The sequence below is a fragment of the Streptomyces sp. NPDC091209 genome (genome assembly GCF_044757755.1).
In the GTDB taxonomy this organism is placed as follows: Bacteria; Actinomycetota; Actinomycetes; order Streptomycetales; family Streptomycetaceae; genus Streptomyces.
The window spans coordinates 348,659-371,317 of sequence record NZ_JBIVVR010000004.1; the positions used below are offsets into that span (position 1 = coordinate 348,659).

Genomic DNA, 22,659 nt, shown 5'->3' on the forward strand with positions numbered 1-22,659 from the left:
AATCTCCGGCCGGGCCCGGACACGACAATGGCGGCGCGGTGTTCCTACACCGTGCCGCCGTTCAGTTCGAACCACACCGCCTTGCCCACTCCGTGGGCCCGCACGCCCCACGCGTCCGCCAGGGACTGCACGAGGACGAGACCTCTGCCGTGCGTACCGTCGTCGGCGTTCGGTACGCACATTCTGGGCCTGCGTGCCACGAAGTCCCGGACCTCCACGCGCAGTCCGCGCGGTCCGATCGTCGCCGTCAGGACGGCGTCGTCGTCGGTGTGGATCAGTGCGTTGGTGACGAGCTCGCTGGTCAAGAGCTCGGCTGTCTCGGACCTTCCCGGTTTCCCCCAGTGCCGTAACAGTTCCCTCAGCGCCTTGCGCGCCTCGGGCACCGCTCGCAGATCCGCCTTGCCCAGCCGGCGCCGGAGCTGCGCGCCGTCCGGTCGGTCGATCGCCCCGTCGGACGCTTCCTCCACTGGATCGGTGGAGTAGGCCCCCCTGGTCATGGGACCACCTCCTGGTGCCTGCCGCTTCATGACCCCCGCCTGCGTGCCGATGTCGGTTCCCCTCTGCTCGAACACGTTCACGGGAATCCATGCCCTGATCGGGAACGTGACACTCATGTCGATCGTCGGCCGGCTGCCGTACGGTCACGGGTGCGCGCCGCCCGCACGGGGAAGTGAAGGTTTCGACAGAGCCGTCCGAGCACCGAGGAGCCGCCGTGCACGACGACCGTTCGCTGGTGGAGGCACGCCTGGAACGCGCGCTGCGGCAGTGCCTGCGCCCCGCGCAGTACGCGGACCGGGCGCCACTCACGCTCTCCGTATGGCATGTGCCGGGCGAGCCGGTGCCTGTCGACCAGGCGCTCCAGGCCTCCTACGAGCCCTTCACGACCGGCACGGTCTGGGGAAAGCCCTGGTCGACGAGTTGGTTCCGTATCGAGGGCCGGGTGCCCGAGGAGTGGGCGGGCCGCCCGGTGGAGGTGGTGATCGACCCGGGGTTCACCGGGGACGGCCCTGGCTTCCAGGCGGAGGGGCTGCTGTACGACGCGGCCGGCGTCCCCCTCAAGGGCATCCACCCGCGCAACCGCCATCTGACGGTCGGGGCACCGGCGACGGGAGGCGAGGGGGTGAGTCTGCTGCTGGAGGCGGCGGCCAACCCCGCCGTCCTGCACGGCTTCGAGCCCACCCGCCTGGGAGACGTACTGACCGCCGGCGATGGGCCGATCTACCGATTCGCGGCTGCCGATCTCGCCGTACTCGACGAGGACGTGTGGCACCTGGTCCTCGATGTCGAGGTCCTCTCGGAGCTGATGTACGAACTGGATCCGCAGCGGCCGCGCCGGCACGAGATCCTGCGCGCCCTGGAGAACATGCTCGACGCCCTCGACCTGCACGACGTCTCCGGCACTGCGGCGGCGGCCCGGTCCGAGCTGACCGAGGCACTGTCACGGCCCGCGTCGGCCAGCGCGCACCGCGTCTCGGCCGCCGGGCACGCGCACATCGACTCGGCGTGGCTGTGGCCGCTGCGCGAGACGGTCCGCAAGGCCTCCCGGACCTTCGCCAACGTCACGGCGCTGGCCCTCGACTACCCCGAGCTGGTCTTCGCCTGCTCGCAGGCCCAGCAGTACGCCTGGGTCAAGGAGCACCAGCCGCACATCTGGGAGCGCATCAAGAAGGCGGTGGAGGAAGGCAATTGGGCTCCGGTGGGTTCGATGTGGGTGGAGTCCGACGCCAACATGCCGGGCGGTGAGGCGCTGGCCCGGCAGATCGTCCACGGCAAGCGGTTCTTCCGGGAGGAACTGGGCGTCGAGACCGAGGAGATCTGGCTGCCGGACTCCTTCGGCTACACGGCCGCCTTCCCGCAACTGGCGAAGCTCGCCGGCGTCCGCTGGTTCCTCACCCAGAAGCTGAGCTGGAACCAGACCAACAAGATGCCGCACCACACCTTCTGGTGGGAGGGCATCGACGGCACCCGGGTCTTCACCCACTTCCCGCCCGTGGACACCTACAACTCCCAGTTCCACGGCCATGAACTGGCCCACGCGGAACGCAACTTCGCGGAGAAGGGCCGGGCCACCCGCTCCCTGGTCCCGTTCGGCTGGGGCGACGGCGGGGGCGGTCCGACCCGCGAAATGCTGGAGAAGGCCCGGCGGTTGCGGTCCCTGGAGGGCTCGCCGCAGGTCAGGATCGAGAAGCCGGAGGCGTTCTTCGCCGCCGCCGAGGAGGAGTACGGTGCCCACGCACCGGTCTGGTCGGGCGAGCTGTACCTGGAGCTGCACCGGGCCACGTACACCACGCAGGCCAAGACCAAACAGGGCAACCGTCGCTCCGAACACGCGCTGCGCGAAGCCGAGTTGTGGTGCACCACCGCCGCCGTGCGCGAGCCGTCGTACGCCTACCCGTACGACGCCCTGGACCGGCTCTGGAAGACGGTGCTGCTGCACCAGTTCCACGACATCCTGCCCGGCTCCTCGATCGCCTGGGTGCACCGGGAGGCACGCGCGACGTACGCGCGGGTGCTCGCGGAACTGGAGGAGATTACCGCGGACGCGGTACGGGCTCTGGGGTCCGGCGCCTCGCCCGGGGTCCTGAACGCCTCGCCGTACGAACGGACCGAAGTGGTCGGGGACGGGCTGGTGACGGTACCCGGGCTGGGCGCCGCCGTACCGGCCGGGCCCGGCCTCACCGTGCGGGCCGAACAGGCCGACGGGACCATCGTGTTGGAGAACGACCGGCTGCGGGTGCGGATCGACGGTGACGGGCTGCTGACCTCCGTACGCGATCTCGCGCACGGCCGCGAGGTGCTGTGCGGTCCCGGCAATCTGCTCCAGCTCCACCCCGACCATCCCAACGCCTGGGACGCGTGGGACATCGACCGGCACTACCGGCGCACCCACACGGACCTGACGGCTGCCGAGTCGGTCGAACTGGTGGAGAGCGGGCCGCTGCGGGCGAGCGTGCGCGTCACCCGGGCCTTCGGCTCCTCCCGGATCACCCAGGAGATCCGGCTGACGGCAGCGAGCCGCCGGCTGGACATCTTGACGGACATCGACTGGCAGGAGTCGGAGAAGGTCCTCAAGGCCGCCTTCCCGCTCGACGTCCAGGCCGAACGGTCCGCCGCCGAGATCCAGTTCGGGCACGTCCACCGGCCCACCCACGCCAACACCGGCTGGGACGCGGCCCGTTTCGAGATCTGCGCGCACCGCTGGCTGCGGGTCGCGGAGGAGTCGTACGGCGTCGCGCTGATCAACGACTCGACGTACGGCCACGATGTGACCCGTACGCCGCATGACGGCGGCCTCGGCACCACCGTACGGCTGACCCTGCTGCGCGCCCCGCACAGCCCGGACCCGGAGACCGATCTCGGCACGCACCGGTTCACGTACGCGCTGCTGCCGGGGGCGGGTGTGGGGGACGCCGTGGCGGAGGGGCTGGCGCTCAATCTGCCGCTGCGGCAGGCCGCGGTGCCGGCGCTCGAACCACTGGTGAGCGTCGACGACCCGGCCGTCACCGTCGAGTCGGTCAAACTCGCTGAGGACCGCGGCGGCGATGTGGTGGTGCGGCTGTACGAGTCCCGGGGCGGGCGGGCCCGGGCGAAGGTGACCGCCGGTTTCCCGGTGTCCCTGGCCGAGGTGACCGACCTGCTGGAACGGCCGCTGCGCGAAGCCCCGCCGGAGATCGAGCTGCGGCCGTTCCAGATCCTCACCCTGCGGCTGCGGCCGGCCCGGTAGGACGACGGGTGAGGGGGCAGGGCCCGCGGCGCGCGCCCTGCCCCCTCATCTCCTGCCCCGGAGGGCGGCCGGGTCAGTTGCCGGCGATGCGGATGATCCTGTGGTTCCGGTCCAGGGAGACGACGAGCCTGGTGGTCTGCCCGCCGCCCCAGGTGAGGGTGACGCCGACCTTCGTGTGGCCGGCGGCGCCGGTGTCCTTGACGGTCCACTTCCCCGGGACGTTCTGGGCGCGCAGGACGCCGTCCGCGTGGTTGCGGTCCTCCCATGTCGCGAGCGTACGGAGGTAGCCGGACTGGACGTAGAACTTGCGGAGTTCGGTGGACAGCTTGCCGCCGTGGTCCGGGTCGCTGTGGGCGTCGATGTAGGCGCCGTAGAAGTCGGCGACGAGGGTCACGTTGTCGGACGCCGTGCCGCTGACCGTCCGCTGCGCTGCTGCCCCCGTGGCCGTGCCTCCCGTGGTCGCCTGTGCCGTGGCGGTGAGCCCGAGCGGGAGGGCCACGGCGGCGACGAGGCCGGCGATCAGCGCGGTGCGGCGGCCGTGCTTGCGGGCGGTCGTGATGCTGTTCATCAGTGTGCTTCCCCGATTTCGGTGAGTGCGGAATGGCGTCGCGCCGTGCGGGTGGCCCCCTGGACCCCCGTGGCGGGGGCGGGCCTCTCGGCCTCCGTGGTGCGAAGACCGCGACCTCGGTGATGCGGAGGCCGCTCCGGCGACACCCAGAGCATCGGCGGCCCCGCGGTCCGGGCACAACGGACGGCGCCCCATCCGCAACGCTGGAACCGTCCCAGGCCTTCTGACCTCTCTTTACTGGGAGTGCCTGGGATGCCGTCCTGGGACGGCGAGGCGGGGAGAACCGGTGTCATCCCAGGACGACGTGGAGGAATTCGCGGCGCTGCTGCGGCGTCTGAAGGCGCGCACGGACCGCAGTTACGCCGCACTCGCGCGTCGGCTGAACATGAACGCCTCGACGCTGCACCGGTACTGCGCGGGGGAGGCGGTGCCGCTCGGCTTCGCACCTGTGGAGCGGTTCGCCGCGTTGTGCGAGGCCGGCCCGGCCGAACGGATCGAGCTGCACCGGAGGTGGATCCTGGCGGTGGCGGCACGACAGCGGTCCCGGACGGCGACGGGTGCCGAGTCCGTGGCGGGAGCCGCCGAAGCCGTGCCGGCGGGCGCGAGCCCCACGACCGACGGAGCGGCCGAACCGGTGACCGTGCCGACCGCCCGCCCCGTCCCGGCACCGGCCGACGGCGCTGGACCGGCACCGGCGGCCGCCCGCGACTCCAACTCCCCCTCCGCATCTGACTCCGGCTCCGGCTCCGGCTCCGGCTCCGCGACGGCTGACGACTCTGTGCCGGAAACGGTCACCGGCTCGGCCTCGGCTACGGCCGCCGGTTCCCGCTCGGCGACGGCCGCGGGCTCCGTCCCGAAACCGGCCGCCGGCTCCGTGCACGCGGCAGTGCCCGCCGCCTCGCCCCGTCCCCGAACGGTCCCGGCGGGGGGCCTCCCCGGCTCGCCCTCCGAGCAGGACGCGCCGTCACGTCCCACACCGCGAAAGCCCTGGTACCGGCGCCGTGTCGCCATCGCCGCTGCTGTCGTTACCGCACTGCTCGCCACCCTGGGCGGCCTGTCCGCCCTGCCGCGCGGGCACTCCTCGGCCACCGCCGACGACCAGGCGTCCGGCACGAACACCGCGAGGGCCGCGGGCGCGCGGAACGACTCCGCGACACCGTCCGCACTCCCCTCCAGCACGCGCGGCCGGCCGTCCGGCACGCCGTCCCCGAAGGCATCCGGCAAACAAGACGCCTCGCCGGGCCCGTCCGCGAGCCCCTCCCCCACGGCCGGCTCCGCCGTCGCCCTCCTCACCTGGACCGCGAACTCCCATCGCTGGGCTACCGGTTGCGAGCACGACTACGTCATCGACAAGGCACCCCAGCAGGTGCCGCCGCCTCCGGCCCCGCAGGACGCCTCCCCTTGGGCGCGGACACAGAACGCGGTCCACGGCGGCCAGACACTCGTGGACATCTCCGTGCAGGGGCGGACGGACGCGGCCGTCGTCCTGGAGGCGCTGCGGGTCCGCGTCGTGGGACGGGACGCCCCGGTGAAGGGCAACGTCTATTCCACGGGCCAGGGCTGCGGCGGCGGCATGGCTCCCCGCTCGTTCATCGTGGATCTGGACAAGGGCCGGCCGATCGCCCGCTCGGTCCCGGGCTCGGAAGGCGCAACGAGCACTCCGGCGATGCGCATGCCCTACCGGGTGTCCGCGACGGATCCCGAGGTGCTGATGGTCGACGCCCGGACCGTCGGCTGCGACTGCCGCTGGTATCTGGAGCTCGAATGGTCCTCTCAGGGCCGCACCGGCACCGAGCGCATCGACGACCACGGCGTCCCGTTCCGCACCAGCGGCACCAAGGGCCTGCCGCACTATTGGTACGCGAGCGGCGGCTGGACTCTCACGGACTGAGCGGGGCCACCGGCGCACGGGGCCGACGCCCTTACGGGCGAGGCACGTTGCGCAGGTTGGAGCGGGCCAGCTGCACCATCCGCCCGACGCCGCCGTCCAGCACGATCTTCGACGCCGAGAGCGCGAAGCCCGTCACCATGTCCGCGCTGATCTTCGGCGGGATGGAGAGCGCGTTCGGGTCGGTGACGATGTCCACGAGGGCCGGGCCCTTGTGGCGGAAGGCGTCCTTGAGGGCTCCGGCCAGCTCCTTGGGCTTCTCCACCCGGACGCCGTACGCCCCGCACGCGCGGGCCACCGCCGCGAAGTCCGGGTTCTTGTTGGTGGTGCCGTACGAGGGCAGCCCGGCGACCAGCATCTCCAACTCGACCATTCCGAGAGCCGAGTTGTTGAAGAGAACGACCTTCACCGGCAGGTCGTACTGCACCAGGGTGAGGAAGTCGCCCATCAGCATGGAGAATCCGCCGTCGCCGGACATCGACACGACCTGCCGCCTGCGGTCGGTGAACTGGGCGCCGATCGCCATCGGCAGCGCGTTCGCCATCGACCCGTGCGAGAACGAACCGATCACGCGGCGGCTGCCGTTGGGTGAGATGTAGCGGGCCGCCCAGACATTGCACATGCCGGTGTCGACCGTGAACACCGCGTCGCCGTCGGCGAGTTCGTCGAGCACGGAGGCGACGTACTCGGGATGGATCGGGACGTGCTTGTCGACCTTGCGCGTGTACGCCTTGACGACACCTTCGAGCGCGTCCGCGTGTTTCTTCAGCATTTTGTCGAGAAAGCGCCTATTGCCCTTCGGCCGCACCCGCGGGATCAGACAGCGCAGCGTCTCCCGCACATCGCCCCACACCGCCAGGTCCAGCTTGGACCGACGCCCCAAGTGCTCCGGCCGCACGTCGACTTGGACGATCAGGACGTCGTCGGGGAGGAAGGCGTTGTACGGGAAGTCGGTGCCCAGCAGAATCAGGAGATCGCACTCGTGGGTCGCCTCGTAGGCCGCGCCATAGCCGAGGAGCCCGCTCATTCCAACATCGAATGGATTGTCGTACTGAATCCATTCCTTGCCGCGCAGCGCGTGCCCGACCGGTGACTTGACCTTCTCGGCGAACTGCATGACCTCGGCGTGCGCGCCCGCCGTGCCGCTCCCGCAGAACAGGGTGACCTTCTCCGCCTCGTCGATCATCTCGACGAGCTTGTCGATCTCGGCGTCGCCGGGCCGGACCGTGGGCCGCGAGGTGACGAGAGCCGTCTCGATCGTCTTGTCCGGAGCGGGCTCGGAAGCGATGTCGCCGGGCAGCGAGACGACGCTGACGCCGGACCGGCCCACGGCGTGCTGGATGGCGGTCTGGAGCAGCCGCGGCATCTGTCGGGGGCTGGAGATGAGCTCGCTGTAATGAGAGCACTCGCGGAAGAGCTGGTCGGGATGGGTCTCCTGGAAATAGCCGAGGCCGATCTCGCCGGAGGGGATCTGCGAGGCGAGGGCCAGCACCGGCGCCATCGAGCGGTGCGCGTCGTACAGGCCGTTGATGAGGTGGAGGTTGCCCGGACCGCAGGAGCCGGCGCAGGCGGCGAGTCTGCCGGTGATCTGGGCCTCGGCGCCCGCGGCGAAGGCGGCGGTCTCCTCGTGGCGGACCTGGATCCAGTCGATGGCCGCGTTGCGCCGGATGGCGTCCACGACCGGGTTGAGGCTGTCGCCCACGACCCCGTACAGCCGCTCGACGCCCGCGCGGACGAGGATGTCGACGAACTGCTCGGCGACGTTCTGCTTGGCCATGCTGCACGCACCTCTTCGTGATCCTCGAAAGCCTCGGGCGGCCCGGGTCCCCTGGTTCCCCGGCCACTCCCTCGGTTCCATGAATTCACACGGCGCCCGGTTACGCCTCCCACACGGCGGCGGCCGTACGGTCGTCGGCGTACCCCTTGACCCGCACCTGGCTGTCCGCGAGGAAGGCCGCGAGGCCGGGCGGCTCCCCCGCCGACCACCGTTCCGTCAGGTACTCGGCCAGTTCGGGCTCACCGCGCAGCGGCTCCGCCAGGCCGCCCGTGCACAGCAGGAGCGTGTCACCCGGGCGGGCGACCGAGGCCCGGAACCGGAAGGGCGCGTGCGCCGGCCGGGGGGCGGGTTCGTACGGGCTCGGGGGCGTCGTGATGCCCAGGTCCATGGTGAGCCGGTCGCCCTCGGGCGTCTCGTGGGGCAGCGATCCGTAGCCGACGACGGCCTCCCCGGTGGTGTCGGCGACCCGCGGTTCGATGTCCTGCCACGCGCCGTCCCGCAGCCGGAACAGGCCGCCCGGGCCGACGCCGAAGAAGACCCGGGTACGGCACTCCGGATCGGCCGGCAGCAGCAGGCAGCGCAGGCCGGCGGTGTACTCCTCGGGTTCGACGCCCTGTTCCGCCGCGCTCGCCCGCAGTCTGCCGAGGCTGCGGTCGGTGAGCCGTTGCAGCCCGGACTTCAGGTCGCCGCGCCGGGCGGCCCTGATGTCGTCGGCCAGCCGCTCGTGGCTGCGTCCGACGGCCTGCCCGATCCACTGGCACGCCTCCGCCGCGGCCCGGTGCGCTCCCGGGGTGGCGCGGGCGCCGGTCGCCATCGCCACCAGCACGAGCGCCTGCTCGCCCGCTCCGAACCGGGCGGTGAGCAGCGCGTCCCGGCGCGGCTCGCCCCGGTACCGCGCGGAGTCGCCGCGCGCGGACACGGCGCGCAGCGTGCTCGTTCCGTACCGCGCGCCGTCCAGCACGGTGTCGGCGACCAGGTCACCGAGTTCGTCCGCGTCGGCGGGCGGCAGCGCGGTCGGTTCGGGATCGTAGGTGGGCGGTCCGGAGCCGACATGGCCGACGGAGGGCGGCTGCGGGACGACGGAGAGGACGGTCTCCCGCGGTTCGCCCGCGGGCATGTCCTCGCGGGCCGACTCGGGCGACGGCGTCCGGAAGCCCCCGGTGGTGCTGGGCAGGGCCGCCACCGGGCGGCCGGAGGACGGCGCGTCCGGGGGGACGGCGGGAGCCGACACGGGTTTCGGCGGGACGTCGGACGGCGCCCTCGACACGGGCACCTGGGCGACGGCAGGCTGCGCGGACGTGTCCCCCCGGGTGTCCCGGGTCGCGTCCGGGCCGGGCTCCTGTGCGGTGAACCCCGGTGGTTTGGGGCCGGGCGGGAAGGACGTGGGGGAGGGCGGTTCCGGGGCGGAGGCCGGGGCGGGGGGCGGGAGCTCCCAGGCCGGGGGTTCCCACGGTGTGGGCTCCCAGGGGGTGGGCTCCCAGGCGGGGGGCTCGTAGGCGGGGGGCTCGTATGCGGGTCCGCCGCGGCCGGGCGGTCCCGTGTCCGCGCCGGGCCCCGCCACCGGGCCCCGCTCCCAGCGGCCGGGCCGGGACACGTTGTCGTCGCTCGCGATCGCATCGGGCCGGGACGACGTCTCGCCGCTCGGGGGCAAACCCGGCCGCGACGGCGTCTCACCGCTCGGGGCCGCACCAGGCCGGGACGCCGGGGCCGGGGGGCCACCGCGCTGCCCCGAGACGGCCGGAGGGTGCCTCGGCGGGGCGGGCGGCTGCTTCCCCGTCCCGGGGGACGAGGACTCCGGCCCCGGCAGGGCGGGGGGCCGCCGCGGGGGCGGTGGACCGTCGAACCCGCGCGCGTCGAACTCGCGTGCGTCGGTCCGGAGGGAATCGCGCCCCGGGGCGGACGCCCCGTCCGTCGCGGACCTCGGATCCGAGGCGGAGCTCGCATCCGTCGCGGACCGCGATTCCGATCCAGGCCGTACGTCCGACGTGCGCCGCGCGTCCGACGTGCGCCGCGCGTCCGGTCCGGATTCCGGACCCGGATCGAGTCCGTCCCCGACCGTCCCCGACGCCGACGCGAACCGGTCGTCGAGGGAATCGGCCACGGCCGCGGGCCCCGTGTCCTCGGTGGAGTCGTCGTACAACTGCCTCCACCAGTCGTCCTCGTGACCGGTGGGCTTCTCCCCCTGCTGGCTCATGCTCCCGATTGTCCACCGAGACAGCCGGTTGAAAACGGGGCATCCGGAAAAACCGGCCAAGGTGCGGACCTTCGAACGGCGCGTCGAGTGAACCGTCGAACAGGAATGCGTACCGATACGTGCGAACACCTGACCGCCGGGCGGTCCCACCCCCCACGGGAGAACCGCCCGGCGGCGCTTGGGCGACCGGGGCCCGACGCACGTCGCGGACAGGCCCGGGTCACTCCGGATGGCCGAATCCCGTTCGGCGCAGACCAGTTCAGGACCGGGTTCAGCACCTGGACCGTTCCTGAGCCCGATCCCGAGTTCGGCCTCGCGCCCGGCCCGGGACCGGTCCGGCGCGCGAGCCGGTACGGCCTCTTTCAGGCGGGTCGATCCCAAGCGGGGCATTACGGACGGTAGTTGGTGCCGCGGTGACGTGAGCTTGTCAGAGGGGCGGGGGGTACGACCATGATGTGCCGGGGCGGGTTTGTGCCGTGGCCGATTTCCGCCACGGCGCCGCCGACCGGCCGGAACGCATCCATTGGGAGGGACATCGCCGCATGCTGGGAGCGATAGGTCTGGACGAGACCCACGAGTCGGCGTACCGCGCGCTGGTGTCCGTGGGCGCCGCCGAGGTGCCCGATCTCGCGCGTCGGCTCACACTCGGCGAGTACGAGACGGAACGCGCGCTGCGCCGGCTGGAACGGCACGGCCTGGCCGCGCAGTCCTCGGCGCGGCCCGGACGCTGGGTCGCCGCGCCGCCGGGCGTCGCGCTCGGCGCGCTGCTCACCCAGCAGCGGCACGAGCTGGAGAAGGCGGAGCTGGCGGCCGCGCTGCTGGCCGAGGAGTACCGGGGCGCGGCCGGCGAACCGGCCGTGCACGACCTGGTCGAGGTGGTGATCGGCGCGGCGGCAGTCTCGCAGCGCTTCCTGCAGCTCCAGCTCGGCGCGACCGACGAGGTGTGCGCGCTGGTCACCGGGACGCCGATGGTGGTCTCCGGCGCGGACAACGACGCCGAGGAGCAGGCCGCGGGCCGGGGTGTCGGCTACCGCGTCGTCGTCGAGCGGGCCGTCCTCGACCAGCCCGGCGGGATCACCGAGCTGTCCGCCGCGCTCGGCCGCGACGAGCAGGTGCGGGTCGTGGACCAGGTACCGACCAAGCTGGTGATCGCCGACCGGGCGCTCGCGATGGTGCCGCTCACCTCGCACACCGCGGAGCCGGCCGCGCTGGTCGTCCACGCGAGCGGACTCCTGGAGCTGCTGTCGGGGCTGTTCCAGTCGGTGTGGCGGGACGCGCTGCCGCTGCGGCTGGGCAGCCGGGGCGTGCTGGAGCAGGAGCCGGACAGCCCGGACGGCACCGACCTGGAGATCCTCTCCCTGCTCCTCGCGGGGCTCACCGACGCGAGCGTCGCCAAACAGCTCGACCTGGGCCTGAGGACCGTACAGCGCCGCGTCAAGCGCCTGATGGAGCTGACGGGGGTCACGACCCGGCTGCAACTGGGCTGGCACGCGTACGAGCGCGGCTGGGTGGCGCGGGACTGACCTGCGGTTTCCCGCCCGCTCGGGCAGGCTGGGCAGATGGGAGTGTGGGAACTCCTGCTGGTCGGCGTGGTGATTCTGCTCGGCCTGGTCGGAGTACTGGTGCCCGGTCTGCCGGGGTCGTGGCTCGTCTGGGCCGCGGTTCTGTGGTGGGCGCTGAGCTACCCGCAGACCCTGTCCTGGGCCGTCCTCGTCGGTGCGACCGCGGTCCTGCTGCTCGCCCAGGCCATCCGCTGGATGCTGCCGCCGCGACGGCTGCGGGAGAGCGGCGCCACCACCCGAATGGCGGTGTACGCAGGTGGCGGCGCGTTCCTCGGCTTCCTCCTGGTGCCGGTGATCGGCGCCGTCCCCGGTTTCATCGGCGGGATCTACCTCGGCGAGCGGCTGCGCCTCGGCGGGCACGGGCCGGCGAAGGCCTCGGTGCGGACCGCGATGCGGGCGGGCGGCTGGAGCGTGCTGACGGAACTCTTCGCCTGCCTGTTGATCATGGGCGCGTGGCTGGGCGCGGTGATCTGGGGCTGAGCCCGCGGCGGGGGGACGCGTGTACGGGGCTCCCCGCGTACGCGGCTCCCCGTGTACGGGCTCCGCGCGCCCGGGAAGCACAGGTCCGCGGCCTCCGCCCGCCCGGGGCTAGCGCGCGGGTGTCTTCGCCACGAGGGACCACAGGTCGATCGTGTCGGCCAGCGCGCGCATGCCGGCGTCGTTGAAGTGCAGGTGGTCGCCGGGGTCGTAGGCGGGGAGGATACGGCTCGGGCGGGCCGGGTCCCGGACGGTGGCGTCGAAGTCCGCGACCGCGTCGAAGATCCGGTGCGTACGGATGGCGGCGTTGACCGCCTGCCGCACCGCTTCCCGGTCCGGGGTGTACGCGGCATGACCGCCGTACGGGGTGATCGTGGCGCCGATGACCCGGATGCCCCGGGCGTGGGCGCGGCGCACGACGAGCCGGTAGGCGTTCTCCAGGGCGAGGGGGTCCCTCTGCTCCGGTGTTCCCTTGATGTCGTTGACGCCTTCCAGCATGATCATCGCGCGGACGCCCGCGCGGGAGAAGACGTCGGCGTCCAGGCGGGTCAGAGCGCTCGGGCCCCGGTCGTCGAGCAGGACACGGTTCCCGGCGATCCCCGCGTTGAGGACGCCGGGCCTGCGGTACGCGGGAAGGACGCGCAGCCGGGCGGCGAGCCGGTCGGGCCAGCGGCGGTTGGCGTCGAACGACGAGCCGGTGCCGTCGGTGATCGAGTCGCCGAGCGCGACCACGCTGCCCGCGACGGACGGGCCGAGCACGTCGACGCCGGTCACGTAGTACCAACTGCCGACGGTGGTGGTGTAGCCGGCGCCGCTCTCCTCGCCGGTCCGATCGCCCCGGGGCGCGATGAAGTTGGACTGCAGCGCGGAGCGGTGGTACGTCGCCGGGCCCGAGTCGGCCGGGGTGTGCACCGAGACGAGGAGGTTGGCGTCGGCGGGGACCGGCAGGGCGACGGGGTCGCTGACCAGGTCCCGGCCTGCGGGGACGGTGACCGATCGGGCACCGTCGAAGGTGACCGCGCGTACGGAGCCCGCGACCGCCCGGGGGCTCCTCGGTTCGCCCGGCCGCTGCAATGCCAGTGTCACGGAACCGAGTTGGAGCGGTCTCGTGCCGAGCCGGTTGGAGAGACGGACGCGAGCGGCCCGGCCGCCGACGCTGGTGTGCACGACATTGCGGATCGAGGCGCCGGGCAGCGCGGGCACGGTCCCGGCGGCCGCGGCCTCCCAGGTGCCCGTCCAGATTCCCGGCCAGGCCCCTGCCCAGTTCTTGGCCGGCTTCGGGGCGCTCCGGCCGAGCACGGACCGCGCTTCGGCGATCCCACTCGGCGGGGTGAGGACCAGGGCGGCCACCAGGGGGAAGAGAAGACGCCGGATCATGATCGCGCGGGGCATGGGCCATCGCTTCCCCGCCCGTACGACCCCGCATCACACCATCACACCATCGGACGCACCCGAACGGGACGGGACGGGACCGGACGCACCCGGACGGGACCGAACGGGGCTTTCGCAGCCCGATCCGATCGAGGCTCCGCACGCGAATCCCACCAAGGTTCCGTAGCCGGGCTCCGTACGAGATCCCCTCCTCCCCTGGTCCTAGGTCCGGAACCCGATGCGCGGTGGTCGGGGGCGTGTTTGGCTGCTGTCATGACCGAATTCAGTGAAGCCGAGCGCGCGTATCTGAGGTCGCAGCGGCTGGGCCGGCTGCCCACCGTCGACCCCCTCGGACAGCCCCAGGCCAACCCCGTCGGCTTCTTCCCGCAGGAGGACGGGACGATCCTGATCGGCGGTTACGCGATGGGCACCACGAAGAAGTGGCGCAACCTTCAGAAGAACCCGAAGGTCGCCCTGGTCGTCGACGACATCGTCAGCCTCAAGCCGTGGAAGGTCCGAGGCGTCGACATCCGCGGAGAGGCGGAACTCCTCACCGGCGCACATGACCTGGGGCCACACTTCAGTGAGGAGTTGATCCGGATCCATCCGAGGCGGATCCACAGTTGGGGCCTCGAAGATTGAACAGCCTTACGAAGTCGGCGAGTTGGCGAGTCGTCGAGTTGGTGAGATACCGGGTCACGCGTCGCCTGGTCGGCGGGTCGCACGTTGCCGGGCGGTGGGTCGGCGATCCGACTCGGTGCGCGCACGGGGCCGTTGAAGGTCGTGCGTGCACCCGCCGCCCGGCTCAAGGCGGCGTCCGGCTACAACTCCCCTGCCACCCTGAGGTGTTGGACGGCGTACGAGCGCCACGGGCGCCAGGTGTCCGGGGCGTTCGCTCCGGGCGGGGACACGTCCGGGTCGCCGAGGGCCCGGGTACGGATGGCGGCGGCGGTTCCCTCGTCGATGCCGGGCAGTGCGAGCAGCGCCGCCCACGCCTCGTCGCGGTCGGCGCCCGGGTCGAGACGCACGGTGCCGTCGGCGAGGGCGGCGGTCAGCGCGCCGAGCGGGCCGCCGGGCTCCGCCTCCGCGAGGACGGCGGCCTCGGGGAAGAGGTGCGTGAGCGTGTCGCACGGGGCGTCCAGCGCCTTCCCGTACCGCTGCACGAGTCGCCCGGCCTCCGCCTCCCCGACCAGCGCGCGCACCGCGAGCTCGTCCGGATCGGCGGCGCCCGGCGACCGCAGGCCCGGCCGCTCCGCGACCAGGGGACCGAGGCGCGCGTCGGCTCCCAGCCGCGCGTCGACGGCGTACGGATCGGCGTCGAGGTCGAACAGCCGCCGCAGCCGCTGTACGGCGGTGGTGAGGTCCCTGAGATCGGTGAGGTGCAGGCGCGCGTCGAGCCAGCCGCCGGGGTGCGCTGCGTCGGTGGGGCCCGGCGTGCCCGCACGGGTGCGGCCCGCCCCGGTGCCCGGACGCTCCTCGACGGCCACGATCCCCGTGCCGTACGGCAGCCGGAGCGTGCGCCGGTACGTACGACGGCCACGGTTGCCGTCGACGGCCTCGATGCCCGGGACGGCCTCGGCGGCCAGCAGGTCGAAGACCGCGGCGGACTGGTAGGGGCCCCTGTAGGCGAGCCTGAGGGGCACACCCGCGGTGGGGGTGGTCGCGCTCCGGGCGGCGGGGCCGGTGCGCGGCGCCGCGGCGCGCAGCTCGCTCGGGGTCGACGCGTAGACCGTGCGGATCGTGTCGTTGAACTGGCGCACGCTGGAGAACCCCGCCGCGAACGCGATCTGTGTGACGGGGAGTTCGGTGGTCTGGAGCAGGATCCGCGCGGTGTGCGCGCGCTGGGCCCTGGCGAGCGCGACCGGACCCGCTCCGACCTCCGCCGTGAGCTGCCGCTGGACCTGGCGGGCGCTGTACCCGAGGCGCGTGGCGAGGCCGCCGACGCCCTCGCGGTCCACCACGCCGTCGCCGATGAGGCGCATGGCCCGGCCGACGACATCGGCCCGTACGTTCCAGGCCGCGGAGCCCGGTACCGCGTCCGGGCGGCATCTGCGGCAGGCCCGGAAGCCCGAGCCCTGCGCGGCGGCGGCCGTCGCGTAGAACCGCACGTTCCGCCGCTTCGGCGTCACCGCGGGGCAGCTCGGCCTGCAGTAGATCCCCGTCGTGCGCACGGCGAAGAAGAACTCCCCGTCGAACCGGGCGTCCCGGCTCCGCACGGCCTCGTACCTGGTGTCCTCGAACCCGGCGTTCTCGTGCCTGGTGTCCTCGTACCTGGTGTCCTCGTCGTTCACCCTTCCAGTGTGGCCCGGCCCCCACGGCGGGGCTGGCGGAAATCGGACACGACATCACGTCGCGGGCGACGGCCCGCGCCTGCGCAACGGCACGCCGTTGCGCAGGCGCAGGACCGAACCCGCCCCCACCCAGCCAGGGGCCGGAGGGGGCCGGACGGGCGGAGAAGCGGCAGGCCAGGGCGCCCCGGGAGTCGTCCGGGGCGGTGCCCGACGGCCCCGACGCCCCGGCCGGTCTCGGCGGTCCCGGACCGCCCAGGCGACCGGGCGGTCCGGGACGTCCGCGGCCGACCGGGACGTCCGCGGCCGACCGGGCGGTCCCGGGGCTCCGGCGGCCCGAGCAGTCCGGGCGACCCCGCGGAACAGGCGGACCGGACAGCCCGGGGCGCCCGGCGAATCAGGCGGCCCGGACAGCCCGGGCGGGCGCAGGGGGCGCGGGGAATCCGCGTCCTGCACCCGTCCCGGCCACCAGCGCCCGGTCCCCGGCTACCAGCGCCCGCGCTTGGCCTCCATGGCGGCGCGGCCCTCCGCCCCCTTGCGCTTCCAGTCCCGGCGGATCTCGGCGCGCACGCGGGCGTCCGTCTTGGCGACGATCCGCTGGTTCTCGCGGAGCAGTTTGCGGTAGCTCTCCAGCCGCCGATCCGGCAGTTCGCCGGAGTCGACGGCCGCGAGCACCGCGCACCCGGGCTCGGCGACATGGGCGCAGTCCTGGAAGCGGCAGTCGGCGGCGAACTCCTCGATCTCGGAGAACACCTGGCCGACCCCGCTCGCGGCGTCCCACAGTCCGACTCCGCGCAGCCCCGGGGTGTCGATGAGGACACCGCCGCCCGGCAGCGCGAGAAGGTTGCGGGTCGTCGTGGTGTGCCGCCCCTTGCCGTCCATGTCACGGGTGGCCCGTACGTCCATGACGTCCTCGCCCAGCAACGCGTTGGCCAGGGTCGACTTGCCCGCGCCGGACTGCCCGAGCAGGACGGCCGTACCACCCGCGAGCACCGCTTCGAGGATGTCGAGCCCCGCCCCCGTCGCGGAGCTGACGGCGAGCACGGGAACGCCGGGCGCGGAGGTCTCCACGTCCTGCACGAGGTGCCCGAGGGTGGCCGCCTCCGCGACCAGGTCGGCCTTGGTGAGGACGACCACGGGCTGGGCGCCGGACTCCCAGGCCAGCGCGAGGAAGCGTTCGACGCGGCCGAGGTCGAGTTCCACGGCGAGCGAGACGGCCACGACGGCGTGGTCGACGTTGGCCGCGAGGATCTGCCCCTCGGACCGCTTGGAGGAGGTGGACCGCACGAAGGCCGTACGGCGCGGCAGATACGCCCGTACGTAGCGCGGGTTGCCGGCCGGTTCGACGGCGACCCAGTCACCGGTGCACACGACCCGCAGCGGGTCGTGCGGTGTCACGAACGCGGTGTCCGCGCGGACGACCCCGTCGGCGGTGGCCACGTCGCACTGGCCGCGGTCGACCCGGATCACCCGTCCGGCGACGAGCCCTTCGGAGTCGTAGGGAGCGAACTCGTCCGCCCAGGCGTCGTCCCAGCCGTAGGGAACGAGCGGGGAGAGACCCAGGGAGGCGGACGGGGTCGGGAAAGCGGAGCTGGAAGTCAAGGGAGACCCTTCACAAGGGCGGCCCCGGCGACGCGCACTGCGGCGCGAAGGAAGAGGAAGGTCAGCCGGCGGCCACGAAGGTGGACTTGATGAACTTCTGGATGTGGGCAGCGCCCATCTCAAAGACAGCCAACGGTCACACCTCCTGGTCCTGCTCAGCCGGGAGCGGGGCCGGCGGGCCACCGCGTGAAGCAACACCCACGATAGGAGCGAACACACGCGGATGCCACCGCTTTTCCGCTTCGGCCCCGCTCACTCGCTCTGGTACTCGGCCCAATGCCTCATCCCGCCCACGATGACGACGCCGAAGTCGCCGGACTCCGATTCGATCAGTGTGCGTACGAGAGATCTCGTTGATCACAGATCGTCGGTGTCATCCGCTGTGTCGAGACTGATCCCCGGATCCTCGGCACCCTCGTCGTCCAGGATCGGCTTGCCCATCGCGTCCGAGATGCTGCGGAGCAGCGCGGCTCTACGGGCGGTGAAGAACTCGTCGAAGTCGTCCGTGCCCATGAGTTCCGGTTCGGCGAGGTGGGAGCGGATGCGTTCGGCGACGCTTTCGTGAGGGGTCTGCGCCGCGTTGACCAGACGGCCCAGGTAGTCGGAGGGGGCCGCCCCTCCGATGATCCGGTTGGTACGGGCGGTCAACGGGGTCTTGTTGATGATCGAGTTGTAGTCGTGGGGGGCGTATCCCGCTTTTTCGCACCACGTCTTGGGGAAGATGTGGTGGATGTCGATGGACTCGTCGAAATAGCCTGTGACCTCGGCCTTCTCCCCGGTTCGCCAGTCCAGGGCCCCCGCCTTGAGCAGGAGAGCGTAAATCCCCTTGTAGGCGGCGCTGTTGCGGGTACGGAGAGTCAGCAGGCGTCCGGGGGCGAACTGCGCGGCAGTGACGGTGCGAGGCTCAGCCGCGTCCTCGCGGATCCAGTCGACGACATCCGGCAAATCCTGGCTGAAGCGAGTTTCCGTCGAGCCGCCGTAGAGCTCCCCGAACACACCGCACCAGTACCATCGGGCGAGCTTGTGCTGGGCCCCGGCGCTCTGCGCGGCATCTCCGGCCAGGGCCAGGATCGCCGCGAGCGGTATCAGTTGTGTCCCGTAGGGCACGAACTTCGTATCGAAGAGAAACTGCTGGTGCAGGAACTTCGCCGCCGCCTTGAACCCGTCAAGCGAGACGCCCACCACAGGATCACCGGGACCGACGGTTCAGTGAGCGGTCGTGCAGCGTCCGCCGTTGACGGTGAAGGCGTTCGGGACCGCGTTTCCGCCGTGCCAGGTGCCGTTGAAGCCGACGGCGAAGGAACCGCCCGCTGCGACCGACTTGTTGTAGTCGGCGGCGGTCGCGGTCACGTGGGAGCCGTTCTGGGCGACCGTGCCGTCCCACATCTGCGTGACCCGCTGGCCGTCGGCGAAGGTCCAGGCGATCTGCCAGGAGTCGAGGGCCACGGCGGACGTGACCGTTACGGTGGCCTGGAAGCCGTCCGTCCACTGGTCGACGATGTGGTACTTGACGTCGCAGGACGCGGGGCTCTTGGTGGAGTCCGAATCCGAAGGATTCGCGGGTTTCGTGGAGTCCTTGGAGCCCGGGGTCCCGCTGGTGGTGCGGGCCGAGGGCGAGGCCGTGCCCTGGGGTTCGGGGTCGTGGTTCGAGCCCGCGTCGGCACTGGCGCGCGCGGGTTCGGGCGAGACGAGCGAGCTCGCGGCGCGGGCGGTCGCCTGCGGGGACGGCACACCCGGGTCGGCCACCGGCTGGCGGTCGGCCGAGTCGCCGCGCGCGGAGGTGCCGCCGTCGTTTCCGGGGCCGAACGGCATCAGGGAGACCGTGAGCGCGAGGCCGGAGACGATGACGGCGGCGACCAGCAGCCCGGTGCGGCCGATCCGGGGCGCGGCCTCCTTGAGCTCGGCGATACCGGTGTCCAAGGCCGCGTTCGTACGCCCGCCCGCCATCCCCGCCTCGGCGGCGCGGCGCCTGCGTTCCAGATACGCGAGGCCGCCCCAGCCGATCACCCCGCCCGCGAGCGCCGCGGGCAGCCCCCCGCCGTGCAGCCGCAGACAGGCGGCGGCCTCCGCGCACTCCACGCAGCGGGAGAGGTGCTGCGAGAGGTCCTCGGGCGTCCCGGCGCCCGGCGAGCGGGTGACCGCGTCGAGAAGCCTGGCGTAGCTGCGGCAGTTCACGTCCATCGGCGTGTCGAGGTGGTTGCGGTGACAGCGGTCCCTGAACAGCGTCCGCACCTGGCCGAGTTCCTCGGCGGCCGCCACCGGGTCGAGACCGAGCCGCCGGGCCACCGCGGGCAGCGGGAGCGCCTCCACCTCGACCAGCCACAGCAGAGCCGCGTCGGGTTCCTGCAGATCCCTCAACCCCCGCAGCGCGATGGGACGGTGCAGCGGAGGCCCGGTGTAGCGGGTGGCCTTCTCGGAGTTGAGCCACAGCCTGAGGTCGGGGTCCAGCCGGTCGCCCTGGCCGTGCGCCTCCCAGGCGGCTGCGGTGGTCCGAACCGAGTTCAGCAGCAAGGGAATCCGGGGCAGCCGGGGGGTTCTACGGCCGGTGTTCTTCGTACGGGCCATGACCGAGCGCGCCTCATGAATGCCATGGGTGAACGCCTCGGTGGCCAACTGTGTGGCCGCGGCGGAGCCGGACGTGCACAGATCGGCGTACGACAGGACCGCGTCCCAGCATTCCGAGAACAGCGCGGCCTCGGCGGCATCCTGGGGGGTCGGCAGGTCTGACATGGGGGGCTCCTGCATCGATTGCTTCCATGCGCAACTTCGCACAACGCCCAACTCGCCCTGATTCGGCATGAGTTGGGGACCGTCTCGACAACGGGCCAGAGCCTTTCACGCGTTCGACACAACTGACAAGCGACGCAGTCACATATCGCGGTCACGCGATCACACGGTGGACCGACCGGTTCCGGTGAACTGCCCTACGTGCGTGGACCGTCCGACTCCGGTCGCCCCGAGTGTCGTACGGAACGCGGGTCGGCGGGGAGCGATTGCTTCAACTTTCACAGAACCCGCCACTCCCCGGGCAGGGCAGCTCCCGATGCGGACACGGTGCGGGCTCAGTGGTCGACTTCGTGCGCCCTTCGGGGGTCGATCAAGCTGCCGGTACGGCGGAGGATTCTTCCTGGTGGCCGGCCCCGGCCAGGGACCGTGGCCTCTGCACGACCCGGACGCCCCCGAGGACACCGACGACGGGAGTTCGGACGGGTGTGAGGGGGTCAGGTGGTCGGCGTGGTCAAGTAGTCGCCGTGCTCCAGGTCATCGAGCAGTGCCGGATGGGTAGGGGACCAGCCGAGCAGCCCTTGTGTGTGAGCGCTGGAGACGGGCGCGTCGAAGCCGTAGACCCTGGCCATGAACGGGCTGACGTAGTGCCGGGCAGCCTGGTCGGGGGTCAGCGAGACCGTCGGCAGGTCCAGGCCCCGGGCGATCGTCTGCGCGATGCTCTTCATGGTGACGCCGCTTTCGGCCGCTCCGTGCAGCACACTGCCCGCAGGAGCCTTCTCCAGTGCCAGGCGGAAGAGGACCGCGGCGTCGAGCCGGTGCACTGCGGGCCACCGGTTGGTGCCGTCGCCGACATAGGCTGAGACGCCGGTCTCTCGTGCGGTGGCGATGAGCATGGGGATGAAGCCGTGGTCTTCGGGGCCATGGACGGTAGGAGCGAGGCGGACCACGTTCGCGCGTACTCCCCGGGCGGCGAAGTCCAGACAGGCCCGCTCGCCCGCGATGCGGAAGGCGGCGATCCCGGCCGTGTCGGGCTCGTCCTTCTCGGTGGTCTCCCGGCCGGCGGGCATGACCAGCGTGCCCGAGGTGATGACGAGCGGCTTGCCCGAGTGCTCCAACGGCCGGCCGAGGGCCTCGATCGCGGTCCGGTCGCGCCTCATCATGTCGTCGAGGTCGGAGAAGTCACCCCCGTAGGCCATGTGCAGGACGCCGTCGGCGGCTTCGGCGCCGCGGCGCAGGCTGTCGTGGTCGTCCAGGGAACCGCGGTGTGGTGTGGCGCCCAGCGACTCCAGCCGGGCGGCGGCGGCATCCGAGCGTGCCAGACCAGTGACGTTGTGGCCGGCCGCGACGAGTTCGGCGACGACAGCGGGGCCGGTCTGGCCGGAACCACCAGTGACAAAGATATGCATGAAACGCCCTCTCTGTGGGTGTGCGCACCGGGGCCGCCGAACGGTCCGGTGTGGGTGAAACAGGAATGAACGGCCTGCCTTCGAGGGGAACGGCGCAGCAACGCGTCGCATGCGCGTCCTGTCAGGGCCTGCGAGGCGGCCGGCGCTCGGACTCCGACGACCGCCGCGCGGCCGCCACCAGGCTGGCGGTTCGGCGAAATTCGGTGAGCGGTGCTCGACGGAGATCTTGATCGCCTCGACGGCGTTCGGGCCGAGAGGTCGGGGCCGCTGCCACCAGCGACGAAACCCTCCCCCCTAGCGACAGTCACTGGCACTAAGTAGCGCCAGTGACTGACCTTACGTAGCGCCAGTCACTGGCGTCAAGAAGTGTCAGTCACCGGCGCATGCGGTATCTTCGAGGGGTGCCACGAAGCGGAGCAGAAGCGCGCCGCCGCCTTCAGCAGGCGGCTCTGGAGCTGTACCGGGACCGCGGGTTCGATCAGACCACCACGGCTGAGATCGCCGCCCGGGCAGGAGTCAACGAGCGCACGTTCTTCCGGCACTTCCCGGACAAACGCGAGGTGCTCTTCGGCGGCGAAGCCGACCTACGCGCCGCGCTGATGCAGGAGGTCGCCGACGCCCCCGATGGCCTGCAGCCACTCGGCATCCTGCTGTGCGCCTTCCGGAAAGCTGGACGAATCCTTGAGGACAACCGCCCGTTCTCCGAGCCACGGCTGGCGGTCATCGCCAAGACCCCAGCCCTCCGGGAACGCGACTTGGCCAAGGGCGCAGCCCTCACCGAAGCCATAGCGGAGGCGCTACGTCAGCGCGATGTCCCCGACCGGCTGGCCGGCCTGGCCGCACAGACCGGCTGGGCCACCTTCCACCACGCCGCCCAAGCCTGGATCGACGACTCCTCACAGAGCTTGGACGCACATCTCCTCCAAGCCTTCGACGATCTGCACGCCCTCTCCGCGACCGCCCCACCGGAGCAGGCGCGGCCTGAAAGCTGATACCGCTCCGGAGCTGACCACTTAAGTACGGGCGCGGTACGGGCGTAGCACGGGCGCAGTACGACGCGTACGGCCCGGACGTA

Annotated in this window: 15 protein-coding genes and 1 pseudogene; 6 read left to right on the top strand and 10 right to left on the bottom strand. The window is 72.2% G+C overall.

Annotation, left to right across the window (positions count from 1 at the left end; translation table 11 throughout):
• Positions 1 to 44: 44 nt before the first annotated feature.
• A complete protein-coding gene (locus tag ACIQRL_RS14415) occupies positions 45 to 497 on the bottom strand; it encodes an ATP-binding protein (protein WP_401331367.1) in 453 nt (150 codons plus the stop codon).
• A 215-nt stretch (positions 498 to 712) separates the two neighbouring features.
• Between ACIQRL_RS14415 and ACIQRL_RS14420 the strand changes: the two genes are divergently transcribed.
• The gene (locus ACIQRL_RS14420) at positions 713 to 3,724 is read left to right on the top strand and encodes an alpha-mannosidase (protein WP_401331369.1); all 3,012 of its coding nucleotides are present in this window, start codon (positions 713 to 715) and stop codon (positions 3,722 to 3,724) included.
• A 73-nt stretch (positions 3,725 to 3,797) separates the two neighbouring features.
• Here ACIQRL_RS14420 and ACIQRL_RS14425 read toward each other — a convergent pair whose 3' ends face one another.
• The gene (locus ACIQRL_RS14425) at positions 3,798 to 4,292 is read right to left on the bottom strand and encodes a hypothetical protein (protein ID WP_401331371.1); all 495 of its coding nucleotides are present in this window, start codon (positions 4,290 to 4,292) and stop codon (positions 3,798 to 3,800) included.
• Positions 4,293 to 4,578: 286 nt separating this feature from the next.
• On the opposite strand from ACIQRL_RS14425, the gene ACIQRL_RS14430 reads away from it, so the two are divergent.
• Entirely contained in the window at positions 4,579 to 6,183 is a 1,605-nt protein-coding gene (locus ACIQRL_RS14430; protein WP_401331373.1) for a helix-turn-helix domain-containing protein, read from the top strand.
• 31 nt (positions 6,184 to 6,214) lie between these two features.
• On the opposite strand, the gene ACIQRL_RS14435 is transcribed toward ACIQRL_RS14430, so the two are convergent.
• Positions 6,215 to 7,957, bottom strand: coding sequence for a pyruvate dehydrogenase (locus ACIQRL_RS14435; RefSeq protein WP_401331375.1), 1,743 nt, complete (start codon positions 7,955 to 7,957; stop codon positions 6,215 to 6,217).
• Between the two features lie 100 nt (positions 7,958 to 8,057).
• Entirely contained in the window at positions 8,058 to 10,151 is a 2,094-nt protein-coding gene (locus ACIQRL_RS14440) for a protein phosphatase 2C domain-containing protein (RefSeq protein WP_401331377.1), read from the bottom strand.
• 542 nt (positions 10,152 to 10,693) lie between these two features.
• On the opposite strand from ACIQRL_RS14440, the gene ACIQRL_RS14445 reads away from it, so the two are divergent.
• Positions 10,694 to 11,674 carry a helix-turn-helix domain-containing protein gene (locus tag ACIQRL_RS14445; protein WP_401331379.1) on the top strand — a complete coding sequence of 327 codons (981 nt, stop codon included), beginning with the start codon at positions 10,694 to 10,696 and terminating at the stop codon, positions 11,672 to 11,674.
• Positions 11,675 to 11,710: 36 nt separating this feature from the next.
• Entirely contained in the window at positions 11,711 to 12,193 is a 483-nt protein-coding gene (locus ACIQRL_RS14450) for a DUF456 domain-containing protein (protein WP_401331381.1), read from the top strand.
• A 108-nt stretch (positions 12,194 to 12,301) separates the two neighbouring features.
• On the opposite strand, the gene ACIQRL_RS14455 is transcribed toward ACIQRL_RS14450, so the two are convergent.
• Complete coding sequence (locus ACIQRL_RS14455; protein ID WP_401331383.1) at positions 12,302 to 13,582, bottom strand: SGNH/GDSL hydrolase family protein; 1,281 nt, start codon at positions 13,580 to 13,582, stop codon at positions 12,302 to 12,304.
• Positions 13,583 to 13,834: 252 nt separating this feature from the next.
• Between ACIQRL_RS14455 and ACIQRL_RS14460 the strand changes: the two genes are divergently transcribed.
• Positions 13,835 to 14,203 (top strand): PPOX class F420-dependent oxidoreductase, encoded by a 369-nt coding sequence (locus tag ACIQRL_RS14460; RefSeq protein WP_401331385.1) that lies wholly within the window; start codon positions 13,835 to 13,837, stop codon positions 14,201 to 14,203.
• A gap of 179 nt (positions 14,204 to 14,382) precedes the next feature.
• On the opposite strand, the gene ACIQRL_RS14465 is transcribed toward ACIQRL_RS14460, so the two are convergent.
• From ACIQRL_RS14465 to ACIQRL_RS14485, 5 genes and pseudogenes are all read right to left on the bottom strand, one after another.
• The gene (locus tag ACIQRL_RS14465; protein WP_401331387.1) at positions 14,383 to 15,852 is read right to left on the bottom strand and encodes a DNA-3-methyladenine glycosylase 2 family protein; all 1,470 of its coding nucleotides are present in this window, start codon (positions 15,850 to 15,852) and stop codon (positions 14,383 to 14,385) included.
• 483 nt (positions 15,853 to 16,335) lie between these two features.
• The gene (gene rsgA / locus ACIQRL_RS14470) at positions 16,336 to 17,451 is read right to left on the bottom strand and encodes a ribosome small subunit-dependent GTPase A (RefSeq protein WP_401331389.1); all 1,116 of its coding nucleotides are present in this window, start codon (positions 17,449 to 17,451) and stop codon (positions 16,336 to 16,338) included.
• Positions 17,452 to 17,808: 357 nt separating this feature from the next.
• Positions 17,809 to 18,627 (bottom strand): annotated as a pseudogene (locus tag ACIQRL_RS14475) (hypothetical protein); the annotation flags it as partial.
• A gap of 30 nt (positions 18,628 to 18,657) precedes the next feature.
• Positions 18,658 to 20,181, bottom strand: coding sequence for a cellulose binding domain-containing protein (locus ACIQRL_RS14480; RefSeq protein WP_401331391.1), 1,524 nt, complete (start codon positions 20,179 to 20,181; stop codon positions 18,658 to 18,660).
• Positions 20,182 to 20,672: 491 nt separating this feature from the next.
• On the bottom strand, positions 20,673 to 21,584 hold the full coding sequence (locus ACIQRL_RS14485; protein ID WP_401331393.1) for an SDR family oxidoreductase: 912 nt from the start codon (positions 21,582 to 21,584) through the stop codon (positions 20,673 to 20,675).
• A 401-nt stretch (positions 21,585 to 21,985) separates the two neighbouring features.
• On the opposite strand from ACIQRL_RS14485, the gene ACIQRL_RS14490 reads away from it, so the two are divergent.
• On the top strand, positions 21,986 to 22,576 hold the full coding sequence (locus ACIQRL_RS14490; protein WP_401331395.1) for a TetR family transcriptional regulator: 591 nt from the start codon (positions 21,986 to 21,988) through the stop codon (positions 22,574 to 22,576).
• The last annotated feature ends 83 nt before the right edge of the window (positions 22,577 to 22,659 follow it).